Raw genomic sequence first — 13,326 nt, forward strand, 5'->3', positions numbered from 1 at the left:
CGGGGTCATTGCGAAACAGCCTCGTCCATCAGGTCGCGGGAAGCGGGTTGCGGCGCGTGCCGGTCGGCGCGCAGCCGGCGCAGCAGTTCCAGGTTGGCCTGGAAGTCCACGTAGTGCGGCAGCTTCAAGTGCTGCACAAAACCGGACGCCTCGACGTTGTCGCTGTGATACAGCACGAATTCGTGATCGTTGGCGGGCGAGTCGGCGCGCTCGCCCAGCTCTTGCGCCTTTAGCGCGCGGTCCACCAGCGCCATCGACATGGCCCGGCGTTCGCCGTAGCCGAACGTCAGGCCGTAGCCGCGCGTGAACTTCGGGCCGTCTTCGCCATTGCCGGCGAACTGGCTGACCATCTGGCATTCGGTGATTTCGATTTCGCCCACCGTGACGGCAAAGCCCAGCTCTTCCACCATCATGTCGACTTCCAGCGTGCCGTAGCGGATCTCGGCGGCGAAGGGATGGGTGTTGCCATAGCCCCGCTGCGTGGAATAGCCCATGGACAACAGAAAGCCTTCGTCGGCGCGTGCCAGGTTTTGCAAGCGTGCCGGGCGCGATGCCGGAAATTCCATCGGCTGGCGCGTCAGGTCGAAAGGCTCGGGGTCGCCCTCGGGCACGGGTTCGGCGTCGATCAGGTCATCGTGCGCCAGCAGGTCCGTCACGCGCGGCATGTCGCTGTCCAGGGCGTCAGCGCCCGGGGGCAGCGCGTCGGCCTCGCGCTGGGCCGCCAGCGTGAAGTCCAGCAGGCGCTGCGTGTAGTCGTAGGTGGGGCCCAGGATCTGCCCGCCGGGCACGTCCTTGAACGTGGACGAAATGCGGCGTTGCAGGCGCATGGCGCCGGTGTCGATCGGCTGCGTATAGCCCAGCCGCGACAGCGTTGTGCGATAGGCTCGCAGCAGGAACACGGCTTCGATCTGGTCGCCGGCGGCTTGCTTGAGCGCCAGCGCGGCAAGTTGCGGATCGTAGAGCGAGCCCTCGGCCATCACGCGAGACACGGCCAGCGGCATCTGTTCGCGGATCTGGTCCAGGCTTAGCTCGGGCACCTCGCGGTTGCCGCGGCGGTAGTCGTCCAGCATGCGATAAGAATTCAGGATGGCGCGCTCGCCCCCTTTGACGGCGACGTACATGTCAGTTCTCCACGCGCGTGGTGCGCGGCAATCCACAGATCCGCTCGCCTTGCGTCAGGAACACGTCGACGCCCAGCGGGAAACGTTGGTGGTTCAGGCGCCATTCGCGCCAAAAGCCGTCGGGCAAGCCCGCTACCGACAGCGTGTGACGGGTCTGGATGCCGGGGCCGCCGAGGCTGACGGTGTCATGCGCGGCGTTCATGACGCCGTCGTCGGCCAGCGCGTCGACGTCGATCAGCAACGTGGTGGACAGGTCGGGATACGCCGGGTCGCCCGCATGGCAGGCCGACAGCGCGGGCGCGGCGTGGCCGGACGGCACGGCGGCAAAGCGGGCCAGCGACGGCGACGGCACGAAGGGGCATCCGCAGTGAAAGCGCAGGAACGTCACGACGTCCTCGTCCACACCGGGCGGCAACCACAGCGGGGTGTCACCGTCCGCCAGCGTCAGCAGCAACGCCGTCATCGCCATCGAAAGCCCGGCAGGCACGCCGGTGCGCGCGGTGATCCGCTGGATGCGACCGGGATGCGCCAACGCGCGCAGCGCGGCGCGGAAGGTGGTTTGCGCATCGTTGACGGGGTCGGCAAACCCGGGCAACAAGCCGCGCCGCGCGGCGGGCGCGGCGTCGGTGCGGATCGGCATCGCCTGGGCTTGCAGGTCCTGTGCTTGCGCGCTGTGTGCTTGCAGGCTGTGTGCTTGCAGGCTTTGTGCTTGCAGGCTTTGTGCTTGCAGGCTTTGTGCTTGCAGGCTTTGTGCTTGCAGGCTTTGTGCTTGCAGGCTTTGTGCCTGCATGGTCTGTGTCGGCATGTCAGTCCTCGCCCCGCACCATCGTGAAGAATTCGACCTTGGTTTGCGCGGCCACGCGGGCCTGGGCATCGACCTTGTCGGCATGCGCCCGCGCCAGCGGCTGGATCACTTGTGCATCCACCGTGTCGTGCCATTCGGGCAGTTGCAGCAGCGCGTCGGCCACGGCGGCCTGTTCGGCGTGCCGGGCGCTGCGCCCCTGCACATAGGCCATGCCCACCACGCCGTCGGCCAGCGTGACGGCGCAACGTGTCACCGTCATTTCGCCAAGGTTGAAGCGCGCCCCGGTGCCGCCGCTACGCGCCCGCACCATCGCCATGCCGGTCTGCGCGGGCCGCAGCATCTGGTGGGCGGGTACGCCGCCCAACCCTCTGAAAGCGCCTTCCAGCGCGGCCGGGTCGGCCAACGACAGCACGCGCATCCAGGCGGCGCGCCTGGCGTTCGCCGCGGTCTGCCCTGCTTGTGAGTGATTCATTATTTCCTCTACACGTCTAGACGACTGGATGAAGTATGATCGCTGACAAATTGAAGTTCAACAGTCTGGCGTGAATTTTTGATGACAGTTGCGGCGGCGATGCATCGGCTGCACATCGCCTACCCGGCCGCCGCCGCATGGTGCACAATCACAGCCATTCTTCATGAAGCTGATGTGACAGCAAGAGCGCACCCCATGGTCGAACGAGGTTCCGGCATCGCCGTCTGGCGGCAAATTGGCGAGTCCCTGGCGGACGACATCCGCAACAAGCTCTATATGGCGGGCGAACAGCTGCCGTCCGAGCCCGAACTGGCCGCCAAGTTTTCGGTCAACCGGCACACCATCCGCCGCGCCATGGGCGAGCTTGAGCAAAGCGGGCTGGTGCGCATCGAACAGGGCCGCGGCACGTTCGTGCAGGAACACGCCATTGATTACGCCATCGGCAAGCGCACGCGCTTTTCCGAAAACCTGCGTAGCCAGGGCGTGCTGGGCCACCAGGAAGCGCTGGGCAGTCAGACGCTGCGCGCCGCCGATATCGCCAAGCACCTGGGCCTGGCTCGCACGGCGCCGCTGTTGCGCGTGCAGATTGTTGGCAAGGCCGAAAACCGAACCATCAGTACCTCTGAACACTACTTCGACGAAAAGCGCTTTCCCGATTTTGCCGACCGGCTGACCGCGCTGCGCTCGGTATCGAAGGTGTATGGCCACTACGGCATTGGCGACTACACGCGCAAGTGGTCGCGCATTACCGCCACACTGCCCACGCCCGAAACCGCGCGCTTGCTGGGCCAGCCGAAAACGCGGCCCATCCTGCAAGTGGAAGCCCTGAACGTGGACCAGGACGGCGCGCCGTTGCAATACAGCATCACCCGCTTTGTCGGCGACCTGGTGCAGCTGATGGTGGCGGACGACAGCTGATCGGCCGGCTCGCCGTGCCGCGCACCGACGCTGAAAATGCAATATCAATCATCTAGACATCTGGCTGTCATGCTAGACCGATAACTTGGCGCAATGAACTCACACGCCCCCTCGCCCCTGGCCGGTGTCACAGGCCAACGCATCCTGACGCCGCGCGGCGTTGAACAGGCCAGCCTGCGCTTTCAAGGCGGACTGATCGACGACGGCGCAAGCGCCCCCGCGCGCGGCGCGCCGTGGTTCGACGCCGGCGGCCTGCTGGTGCTGCCCGGCATCGTGGACTTGCACGGCGACGCGTTTGAACGCGCCATCATGCCGCGCCCCAGTGTCACCTTTCCGTATGACAGCGCGTTGTTCGATGTCGACCGCCAGTTGCTGGCCAACGGCATCACCACCGAATTCCATGGCGTGACCCTGTCCTGGGAAGGCGGCCTGCGCGGCGAAGCCTATGCCGAACGCATGTTCGACGCGCTGGAGCGCATGAAGCCGATGATGGGCGCACGGCATTATGTGCACCTGCGTTTTGAAACCCACCACATCGGCGGCGTGGACCTGGCGCAGCAGTGGATTCGCGATGGCCGGGTGCGCTTTCTGGCGTTGAACGATCACCTGCCCAGCATGGCGCGCCGTCTTGGCGATGAACGCAAGCTGATGCAGTACGCAGACCGCGCGCAGTGCGATCTGGACACCTTCCAGCAACGCATCCGCGCCGCGATGTCGGCGGCGGATTCCGTGGCGGACGCCATGCGTGACCTGGCGCTGTGCGCGCAGGCCGCGGGCCTGAAGGTGGCCTCGCACGACGACCCCGACGCCGCCACGCGCCGCTACTACCACCAGCTGGGTTGCGGCGTAGCCGAATTTCCGCTGACCCGCGAAGCCGCCTGCGTCGCCCGCGACCTGGGCAACGCCGTGGTCTTCGGCGCGCCCAACGTCGTGCGCGGCGGCAGCCATACGGGCGCGCCGGGCGCCACCCAGATGATCCAGGCCGGGCTGTGCGACGTGCTGACGTCCGACTACTACTACCCCGCGCCGCTGGCCGCCGTGATGCGGCTGGTGCAGGACGGCGTGTTGCCCCTGGCGCAGGCCTGGAACCTGGTGTCGATGAACCCCGCGCGCGCCGCCGGCCTGAAAGACCGGGGCGCCTTGGCGCCAGGCCTGATCGCCGACGCCATCGTGGTGGACGACCATCTGCCGGGACTGCCGCGCGTGGTGGCCGCCATAGTCGGCGGCGAACTGCGCTATGCCACGCGGGTCTTCGGCGACGATCACAGCCAACGCATGGCGGCCTGACCATGGCGCTTGCGCATCGCTACGCCCTGTACCTGTCGCCCGCCAAACCCTGGCGCGATGTTGGCAGCCGCTGGCTGGGACGCTGCGCCGACACGGGCGCGGCGCTGCCGCCTCTGCCGGGCATGCCATCCGCCGCGCGCGACTGGACTGCCGCGCCACGCCATTACGGCCTGCATGCCACGCTGAAGCCGCCCTTTCGCCTGGCATCGGGCGCGACCCCGCAGGCGCTGGACGACGCGGCTCGCACGCTTGCGCGCGGTTTCGCGCCTTTTAGCGTCATGTTGGAATGCGCCACGCTGCGCGGCTTCCTGGCCTGGCGCATCGCGCAGGCGGATGCCGATGGCCACAGCCGCATCCAGGCCTTGGCGGACGCGGCCGTGCGCGATCTTGACGCCCTGCGTGCGCCCCCCACCGCCGACGAACTGGCAAGGCGCCAGGCCACTGCGTTGACGCCCGCGCAGCAAGCCATGTTGGCGCGCTGGGGCTACCCCTATGTCTTCGATACGTACACGTTCCACATCACGCTGACCGGCAAGTTGGAAGGCGACGCGCTGGCCGCGGCGCAACACAGCGTGGCCGCCTTTGCCGAGCCGTTGCGCGGGCAGGCCATGCCCGTGTCTGGCGTCAGCCTGTTCGTGCAGCCGGAGCCGGGTGCGGATTTCGTCGCCGCGCGCCACTACCATTTCGACGGCGCGCAAACAGACGCCATCGGCGTGCAGGCCTTGCAAGGCGCCCCCGCGCCATGACCGGGCCCGCACCGGTTCCGCCGCCGGCTTGCGGCGCGCGGCTGATCTACTTGATGGGCGCATCGGGCAGCGGCAAGGACACGCTGCTGCGTCGTGTGCGCGCCCAATTGCACGCGCATGAACCCGTGCTGGTGGCGCACCGCTACATCACGCGCGACAGCGGCGCCACGGAAGACGCGCTGTCTTTGACGCCTGACGAATTCGACCGCCGCGCGGCCTTGGGTTGCTTTGCGATGCGTTGGGCCAGCCACGGGCTGCAATACGGCATCGGCATCGAAATCGACACCTGGCTGGCGTGTGGCGCGGTGGTGATCGTGAACGGTTCGCGCGCGCACCTGCCCATCGCGCACGCGCGCTATCCCGCGTTGACGGCGGTAGCGCTGACCGTTGCCCCGGCGCTGCTTGCGCAGCGGCTGGCGGGCCGGGGCCGTGAAAGCGGCGAGCAGATCGCACAACGGCTGGCGCGCGCGTCGCGGGACTACGCGGTGCCGGCGCAGTGCGTGATACGGCGCGTCAGCAACGATGCCGACCCGGATGTGGCGGCCGCCGAGTTGCTGGACATCGTGCGGCGAACCATCGCCGTTTAGGCCGGGGCCGGGGCCGCCCCCGTACCAATGGACGCGCCCGCGTCGCCGCACAGGTCCAGCAGGATCTCCGAAAACCGTTCCTCGGCCGCCAGCACCTGATCGCGTTTGCGTCGGATCAGGTTGATGGGCGGCAGTTCCCACCCGAAGTCCCAGGGCGGCATGCCCAGCTTTCCGCGCTGGCAAAGCTCGCGCGCGATGTCTTCCGGCACCACCGATATCAGCGTTTCGTTCATCGTCAACATGCCTTCGATGACATCCGTTGAATAGGCTTCCAGCACGGGGGACGGCGGCCGCAATCCCGCGCGGATGAAGTGTTCAACGATCAATTGCCGCGTGGGGGTGTTCGCGGCGGGCAGCACCCAATCCATGGCGGCGACAGCGGCCCAATCCGGCTTGCGCCGCGCCAGCCGTTGCGCCAGCCTGCTATGGGCGATCAGGCGCGGCCGCTGGCGGTACAGGACCTTGTGCATCAGGTCGTCCAGCGCCACGGTGGACGTGGCCCGGCTGATGATGCAATCCAGCTCGTGGCGGCGCAGCATGGGCACCAGGTGGTCCGTGGTCGCGCGATGCAGGGTCAACGTGACGCCATAACGCTGATGCAGGCGGCTGATGGCGGCGGTCAGCAAGGCGCTGGACACGTAGGGCACCACGCCCACGTTCAGGTGCGCGGAATGGCCGGCATGCAGCGCCTGGACTTCGCGCGCCCATAGGTCCAGGTCGCTTTGCAGGTGGCGCGCGCGCACCAGCGCCAGGTTGCCCAGCGGCGTGGGCAACAGGCCACGACCGCTGCGCAGAAACAGCGGCCCGCCGAAAATATCTTCAAGTTCGGCCAGCGCCTTGGTGACGGCGGGCTGGCTGATGCCGGTAGCCGCCGCCACACGAGTCAGGGACCCATGCCGGGCAATGTTGGCCAGCAGGGCCAGATGACGGTGCTTCAGGCGATTGGACAGTCGGGTGGGGTCCCAGCTCATGCGGTACTCGGTGGCGCTCTATAACCGGACGGTTATTGAATCATGCCCATAAAGATGATTCCAGTTATTTCACGACCCTATACTGCGGTCGTTCCCCGCCTGTCACCGAGCCGCCCCATGAGCGCATCCTTCACCACCCGTCCTGAAATTCGCGGCACCTTTGGTGTTGTGTCGTCCACACATTGGCTGGCGTCGCAGGTAGCCATGGGCGTGCTGGAACGCGGCGGCAACGCCTACGACGCGGCCGTGGCCGGCGGCTTCACGCTGCAAATCGTCGAGCCCCACCTGAATGGCCCGGGCGGCGAAGTGCCCATCCTGCTCTGGAACGAAAACGAAAAGCGCATGCGCGCGCTGTGCGGCCAGGGCCCCGCGCCCGCGCTGGCCACGCCGGCCGCGTTCCGCGCGCTGGGCGTGGAGATGGTGCCCGGCATCGGGCTGCTGCCGGCCACCGTGCCCGGCGCGTTCGGCGCCTGGCTGACGTTGCTGCGCGACTACGGCACGTGGGAATTGGCCGACGTCTTGCGCCCCGCCATCGATTACGCCCGCAACGGCTTCCCGCTGGTGCCGCGCGTGTCGCAGGCCGTGCTGGCCGTGCAGGCGCTGTTTCGTGATGAATGGACCACCTCGCGCGACGTCTGGATGCCCGACGGCCGCGTACCCGCGCCCGATTCGCTGTTTTGCACGCCCGCCATCGCCGATACGTACACGCGCATCCTGGACGAGGCGCACGCCGCCAGCACCGACCGGCGCGGGCGCATCGACGCCGCGCTGGACTGCTGGTATCGCGGCTTTGTGGCCGATGCCATCGACGCCTACTACACCAATGAGCCGGTGCGCGACACCACGGGGCAGCGCAACCGTGGCCTGCTGCGCAAGTCCGACCTGGCCGATTGGCGCGCCACCTACGACGAACCTGTTACCACCCAGTACGGCCGCTACACCGTGGCCAAGTGCGGCGTGTGGTCGCAAGGGCCGGTGCATTTGCAGCAGCTGGCAATGCTGCGGCATCTGGGCATGGACGGGCTGGACCCGACCTCGCCGCAATTCGTGCACCGCATTGCCGAAGCCGCCAAGCTGGCCTTCGCGGACCGCGCCGCCTGGTATGGCGACCCCGACTTCACCCCGGTGCCGCTGGCCGCGCTGTTAAGCGACGCCTATGCCCGCGAACGCGCGGCATTGATCGGCACCAACGCGTCGCCGGATTTCCGCCCCGGCAGCCCGGCCGGCCTGGCGCCCCGACTGCCGGACCTGGACGCCGCGGCCCGCACGCTGGCCGCCTCGGACCCCCGCTTTGGCGTGGGCGAACCCACGTTCGCGGCCTTGCCGCCCGTGGCCGAATGGGCCGCGCGCGAAATCTTCGTGGGCGACACGTGCCAGATCGACGTGATTGACCGCGACGGCAACATGGTGGCCGCCACGCCGTCGGGCGGTTGGCTGTCGTCCAGCCCGGTCGTGCCGGGCCTGGGCTTTCCGCTGACGACCCGTTTGCAGATGACCTGGCTGGACGATGGCGTGCCCGGCCAGCTGCAACCGGGCAAGCGCCCTTGCACGACGCTGTCGCCAGGCCTGGTGCTGCGCGACGGGCAACCTTATATGGCGTTCGGCACGCCGGGCGGCGACCAGCAGGACCAATGGACGGTGGCGTTCTTCTTGCGTCACGCCATGGGCATGAATTTGCAGGAAGCCATCGACGCGCCGTCCTGGCACATCGATCACTTCCCGGGATCATTCTGGCCACGCACGCAAACGCTGAACCGCCTGACGGTGGAATCGCGTCTGCCCGAGGCCACCATCGACGCGCTGCGCGCGGCGGGCCACGACGTCAAGGTCGGCCCCGCCTGGTCCGAAGGGCGCATCAGCGCGTGCACGCGTGAACCGGGCATGGGCGGCGGCTTGCTGCTGCGCGCGGGGGCCAACCCGCGCGGCATGCAGGGGTACGCCGTTGGCCGGTGACAACAGGCGGCATTGAACACGCATACGCAAACCGCAAACCGCAAACCGCAAACCGCAAACCGCAAACCGCAAACCGCATTCACGAATCACATCCACTTTTTCAAACAGCCGGCGTCCAGACCGGCACTTACACAGGGGTAATCACCATGAAACTGTCTTTCCAACGACTGATGCGCGTGTGCGCGCTAGGCCTGGCCCTGGCCACGCCTGCCTTGTCCCAGGCCGCCTGGCCTGAAAAGCCGATCACGCTGATCGTGCCGTGGGCCGCGGGCGGGTCCACCGACATTCTGGCCCGCGTGCTGTCCGAAGGGCTGACGCAATCGCTGGGCCAACCGGTCATCGTGGAGAACCGGTCGGGCGCGTCCGGCAACATCGGCACCACCTTCGTGGCGCGCGCCAAGCCGGACGGCTACACGCTGCTGGTGGGCTCGATGAGCACGCACACCATGAACCAGGCGCTGTATTCCAACATGCCGTTCGATGGCGTCAAGGACTTCACGCCCATCGCCGAACTGGCGCTGGTGACGAACACGATGGTGGTGCACCCCTCGGTGCCCGTCAGCAACGTGAAGGAATTCATCGCCTACGTGAAAGACCGCCCGGATGCGGTGGCCTATGCCTCGGCCGGCCAAGGGTCGACCAACCACCTGAGCGCCGCGCTGTTCGAGAAAGCCGCCGGCGTGAAGATGATGCACATCCCCTATCGTGGCGGCGCGCCCGCGGTGCTGGACACCGTGGCCGGTCGTACGCAGGTGCTGTTCAGCGCCGGCACGCAAACCCTGCCGCACGTGCAGTCGGGCAAGCTGAAGCTGTTGGCCGTGACCGAAGAAAACCGTTCGCCGCTGTTGCCCGAGGTACCGACCGTGGCCGAAACGCTGCCAGGCTATGAGCTGTCGGTGTGGTACGGCGCGTTCGGCCCGGCCGGCATGCCGCCGGAGCTGACCGCGCGCCTGAACCGCGAGATCAACCTGATCCTCAAGCGCCCCGACGTCATCAAGAAGATGGGCGACATGGGCGTGCTGCTGACGGAAACGACGCCCGAGCAGTTCGGCCAGATCCTGGCGCGCGATGCCGACAAGTACGGCAAGCTGATCAAGGAACTGGGGATCACGGCGGAATGAACGCCACGCCGACTTCCGTGACGCCGGCGGCAGCCGGCGTGTCGGCCATTGCACAAGCCTACGCCGCCGCGGATGCGACGGCGGCCTTGCAGGCCATTGACGCCTACGCTCATGGCCGGCTTGAACATGCCTTGTGCACCGTCAACCGCTTTGACGCCGACACCATGCGCGTGGTGCGCTTGTACAGCTCGAACCCCAACGCCTATCCGCCGGGCGGCAGCAAGGACAAGCGCGGCACGCCGTGGGGCCAGCACGTGCTGCTGGACCAGCGCGTGTTCGTGGGCGAAGGCGAGGCCGCCATCCGCGAATTCTTCAACGACCACGACGCCATCCGGGAACTGGGCCTGCAATCGGTCATCAACGTGCCGGTGTCGTATGACGGGGTTTGCCTGGGCACCGTCAACTTCCTGATGCCGCGCCCCAAGGTGTCGGACGCGGACGTCGACCACGCCCGGCTGGCAGGCCTGTTGGCCCTGCCCGCCCTGCTGGCGCTGCGCCGCGCCGACTAGATCAGCGCGCGCCGGATGCGCGAGGACAACATGTCGATGGCCACCACGAAGGCCACGATGATGATCATCACCGCGCAGGTTTCGGCGTAGCGGAAGCTGCGGATGATTTCCCACAGCACCGTGCCGATGCCGCCCGCGCCCACGATGCCGACCACCGAGGCCGAGCGCACGTTGGATTCAAAGCGGTACAGCGAATACGAGATCCACAGCGGCAACACTTGCGGGATCACGCCGTACACGATTTCTTCCAACGCGTTGGCCCCGGTGGCGCGCACGCCTTCGACCGGACGCGGATCGATGGCTTCAACAGCTTCCGAGAACAGCTTGGCCAGCACGCCGGTGGTGTGCACCCACAAGGCCAGCACGCCCGCGAACGGACCCAGGCCCACGGCCACGATGAACAGCATCGCGAACACCATTTCATTGATGGCGCGGCACGCGTCCATCAGGCGTCGCATGGGCTGGTAGACCCACGCCGGCACCATGTTCGACGAACACAGCAGACCCAGCGGCACGGCCACCACGATGGCCAGGAACGTGCCCCACACCGCGATCTGCACGGTGACGAACATCTCGTCCAGGTACATGCGCCAGTCGCGGAAATTCGGCGGGAAGAAGTCGGCGGCAAACTGCGCCATGTTGCCCGAGTCGCGCAACAGATCCATCGGCCGCATGTCCGCGCCGCCCCATGACATCACCAGCAGTGCAAGAACAAAGGCCCAGACCAGCAAGACCGGCAGCGAAGAACGCGGCGCGGTGGGCAGGCGAGGGGAATGGGTGGCTAGGCTCATGGCGGTCCGATGGATGGCGATCAGGAAAGTTATTGCTTGGCGACGGCGGGTTGGCCCAGCGCGGCCAGCTTGCTGTCCAGGTCGGCCAACTGCTTTTGCTTTTCGGCCTGGCCCAGCGTGCTGTCGCCTTCTACCTTGGCCTTTTCACGGGCCAATTCGATCTGGCGGATGGGCACGAGCTGCTGGTTATCCGACGCGCGGAAGCCCTGGTACGTCAGCGCCTTCAGGTTGGCCAATTCGCGCTGGGCGTCCTTGCCCTTGCCGTAGTTGACGAAGAAGTCGCGGATGCGGCCCTTCAAGTCGGCCGGCAGGTCCGAGCGCATGACCAGCGGATCAGCCGGAATCAACGGCGACTTCCACAGCACGCGCACGCTGTCGTTGGCGTCCTTGCCCGTATTCAGGCGATAGCGCTCCAGCGCTTCGGTGTTGTTGACGGCAACATCCACCTGCTTGTTGATGACCGACAGCAGATTGGTTTCGTGGTTGCTGGCGCGCACCGTCTTGAAGAACGTCTTGGGTTCGATCTTGTTGGCGGCCCACAGGTAGTACCCGGGCACGGCGGTGCCGGACGTGGAGTTGGGGTCGCCCGCGCCGTAGCTCAGCTTGCCGCCGTTTTTCAGCACGTCGTCCAGCGTCTTCAGGTTGCTGTCCTTGTTGACGATCAGCAGCGACCAATAGCCGGGGTTGCCGTCCTTGTCGATCACCGACGCGAACACTTCGCCCTTGGCGCGGTCCACGGCTTCAATCGCCGACTTGTTGCCGAACCAGCCCATCTGCACCTTGTTAAAGCGCATGCCTTCGATGATGCCCGCGTAGTCCGAGGCGAAGAAGGGTTTGACCGGCACGCCGATGGCGCGGCTCAGGTCGTCGATGACGGGCTGCCAGACCGACTTCAGGTTGGTCGACGATTCGGTCGAGATGATGCCGAAGTTCAACGTCTTGGCGTCTTGCGCGACGGCCTGGGTGGACAGCGCGGCGGCGGCGATCAGGGTAAAGAAGGTTCTGCGTAGCATGGATGACTCCGGGGTGGATACGGTGAAAAGGCCGTGGGGTCGCGGCGTTGCAATCAAGGATCGGATCAGGCGGCGTGCGCCAGCCGCGACAGCGGCGCCAGCGCCGGCATGGCGGGCGACTGCTGCGTGTATTCGGGAAGCAGCTCGGACAGTTCAGAGCCGTACAGGTCGCGCAGCATTTCGGGGGTCAGGTCGGCGGCGCGGCCGTCGTACACCACCTTGCCGTGGCGCAACGCCACTACGCGCGGGCAGTAGCGCAACGCCACATCCACCTGATGCAACGACACCACCACCGCCACCTTGCGCGTGCGGTTGATGTGGGCCAGCGTGTCCATTACGCGGCGCGACGATTCGGGGTCCAGCGATGCGATGGGTTCGTCGGCCAGGATCACGCGCGCGTTCTGCACCAGCGTGCGGGCAATGGCGGCGCGCTGCTGCTGCCCGCCGGACAGCGTCGAGGCGCGCTGAAATGCGTAGTCGTCTATACCAACCTGGGCAAGCGCATCCAGGCCCTGACGCACTTCGGCGCGCAGGAACCAGCGGGTCAGGCTGCGCCACAGCGGCACGCGCGGCAACATTCCGGTCAACACATTGGTAATCACCGGCAGGCGGCCCACCAGGTTGAATTGCTGAAACACAAAGCCGATGCCGGCGCGCGCGGCGCGCACGTTGCGGCTTAGCCGGCCATGCTGCTGAATAAGCTGACCGTTGACGGTCACGCTGCCCTGGCCCGCATCCCCGGCCACAAAGCCGGCCAGATGGCGCAGCAAGGTGGACTTGCCCGAACCGGACGCACCCAGCAGCGCCACCATTTCGCCGTCGGCGACTTGCAGGCTGACGTTGTCCAGCGCCTTGGCCCCGGCATGGAAGGTCTTGCTCAAGCCCTGTACTTCAATGGCGACCGTCATCGCTGATCCCCTTGTCTGTGGTCATGGGCGCATTCTGTTTTCGCGGCATGACAGCGCGATGACCCGGCGGACAATTCGGATGGGATAAAAACCGGGGTCAGCAACGCACTGAAAGAGATCCGTC

The 13,326-nt window shown here is 66.8% G+C and carries 14 protein-coding genes; 7 read left to right on the top strand and 7 right to left on the bottom strand.

What is annotated here, in order from left to right:
* Positions 1 to 5: 5 nt before the first annotated feature.
* The 3 genes from KYT87_RS22700 to phnG all read right to left on the bottom strand — a co-directional run bounded on the left by KYT87_RS22700 (position 6) and on the right by phnG (position 2,398).
* Entirely contained in the window at positions 6 to 1,121 is a 1,116-nt protein-coding gene (locus tag KYT87_RS22700; protein ID WP_046804398.1) for a carbon-phosphorus lyase complex subunit PhnI, read from the bottom strand.
* 1 nt (position 1,122) lies between these two features.
* Entirely contained in the window at positions 1,123 to 1,761 is a 639-nt protein-coding gene (gene phnH / locus KYT87_RS22705) for a phosphonate C-P lyase system protein PhnH (protein ID WP_219992751.1), read from the bottom strand.
* Positions 1,762 to 1,927: 166 nt separating this feature from the next.
* Positions 1,928 to 2,398 (bottom strand): phosphonate C-P lyase system protein PhnG, encoded by a 471-nt coding sequence (phnG, locus tag KYT87_RS22710; protein ID WP_219990896.1) that lies wholly within the window; start codon positions 2,396 to 2,398, stop codon positions 1,928 to 1,930.
* Between the two features lie 195 nt (positions 2,399 to 2,593).
* Here phnG and phnF point away from each other — a divergent pair, with 195 nt between their 5' ends.
* The 4 genes from phnF to phnN all read left to right on the top strand — a co-directional run bounded on the left by phnF (position 2,594) and on the right by phnN (position 5,936).
* On the top strand, positions 2,594 to 3,316 hold the full coding sequence (phnF, locus tag KYT87_RS22715; RefSeq protein ID WP_104144585.1) for a phosphonate metabolism transcriptional regulator PhnF: 723 nt from the start codon (positions 2,594 to 2,596) through the stop codon (positions 3,314 to 3,316).
* 93 nt (positions 3,317 to 3,409) lie between these two features.
* A complete protein-coding gene (locus tag KYT87_RS22720) occupies positions 3,410 to 4,603 on the top strand; it encodes an alpha-D-ribose 1-methylphosphonate 5-triphosphate diphosphatase (protein ID WP_219990897.1) in 1,194 nt (397 codons plus the stop codon).
* Between the two features lie 2 nt (positions 4,604 to 4,605).
* Positions 4,606 to 5,349 carry a DUF1045 domain-containing protein gene (locus KYT87_RS22725; protein WP_219990898.1) on the top strand — a complete coding sequence of 248 codons (744 nt, stop codon included), beginning with the start codon at positions 4,606 to 4,608 and terminating at the stop codon, positions 5,347 to 5,349.
* Positions 5,346 to 5,936 carry a phosphonate metabolism protein/1,5-bisphosphokinase (PRPP-forming) PhnN gene (gene phnN / locus KYT87_RS22730; RefSeq protein ID WP_219990899.1) on the top strand — a complete coding sequence of 197 codons (591 nt, stop codon included), beginning with the start codon at positions 5,346 to 5,348 and terminating at the stop codon, positions 5,934 to 5,936. Before KYT87_RS22725 ends, phnN begins: the two co-directional genes overlap by 4 nt.
* Here the strand turns inward: phnN and KYT87_RS22735 are convergent.
* A complete protein-coding gene (locus KYT87_RS22735) occupies positions 5,933 to 6,907 on the bottom strand; it encodes a LysR family transcriptional regulator (RefSeq protein ID WP_046804391.1) in 975 nt (324 codons plus the stop codon). The two genes, phnN and KYT87_RS22735, sit on opposite strands and share 4 nt — an antisense overlap.
* A 117-nt stretch (positions 6,908 to 7,024) precedes the next feature.
* Here KYT87_RS22735 and KYT87_RS22740 point away from each other — a divergent pair, with 117 nt between their 5' ends.
* The 3 genes from KYT87_RS22740 (at position 7,025) to KYT87_RS22750 (ending at position 10,490) form a co-directional block, all read left to right on the top strand.
* Positions 7,025 to 8,860, top strand: a complete 1,836-nt coding sequence (locus tag KYT87_RS22740; RefSeq protein ID WP_219990900.1) for a gamma-glutamyltransferase family protein — start codon at positions 7,025 to 7,027, stop codon at positions 8,858 to 8,860.
* A gap of 146 nt (positions 8,861 to 9,006) precedes the next feature.
* Positions 9,007 to 9,981, top strand: a complete 975-nt coding sequence (locus KYT87_RS22745) for a tripartite tricarboxylate transporter substrate binding protein (RefSeq protein ID WP_046804389.1) — start codon at positions 9,007 to 9,009, stop codon at positions 9,979 to 9,981.
* Positions 9,978 to 10,490, top strand: a complete 513-nt coding sequence (locus KYT87_RS22750) for a GAF domain-containing protein (RefSeq protein WP_104144591.1) — start codon at positions 9,978 to 9,980, stop codon at positions 10,488 to 10,490. The genes KYT87_RS22745 and KYT87_RS22750 overlap by 4 nt, the downstream gene beginning before the upstream one ends.
* Here KYT87_RS22750 and phnE read toward each other — a convergent pair.
* The 3 genes from phnE to phnC form a co-directional block, all read right to left on the bottom strand.
* The gene (phnE, locus tag KYT87_RS22755; protein WP_219990901.1) at positions 10,487 to 11,281 is read right to left on the bottom strand and encodes a phosphonate ABC transporter, permease protein PhnE; all 795 of its coding nucleotides are present in this window, start codon (positions 11,279 to 11,281) and stop codon (positions 10,487 to 10,489) included. The genes KYT87_RS22750 and phnE overlap by 4 nt on opposite strands.
* 29 nt (positions 11,282 to 11,310) lie before the next feature.
* Positions 11,311 to 12,294 (bottom strand): phosphonate ABC transporter substrate-binding protein, encoded by a 984-nt coding sequence (phnD, locus tag KYT87_RS22760; RefSeq protein ID WP_219990902.1) that lies wholly within the window; start codon positions 12,292 to 12,294, stop codon positions 11,311 to 11,313.
* Positions 12,295 to 12,359: 65 nt separating this feature from the next.
* On the bottom strand, positions 12,360 to 13,202 hold the full coding sequence (gene phnC / locus KYT87_RS22765) for a phosphonate ABC transporter ATP-binding protein (protein ID WP_046804385.1): 843 nt from the start codon (positions 13,200 to 13,202) through the stop codon (positions 12,360 to 12,362).
* Positions 13,203 to 13,326 lie beyond the last annotated feature (124 nt).

The organism is Achromobacter sp. ES-001 (genome assembly GCF_019448355.1).
Classification (GTDB): Bacteria; Pseudomonadota; Gammaproteobacteria; order Burkholderiales; family Burkholderiaceae_B; genus Achromobacter; species Achromobacter spanius_B.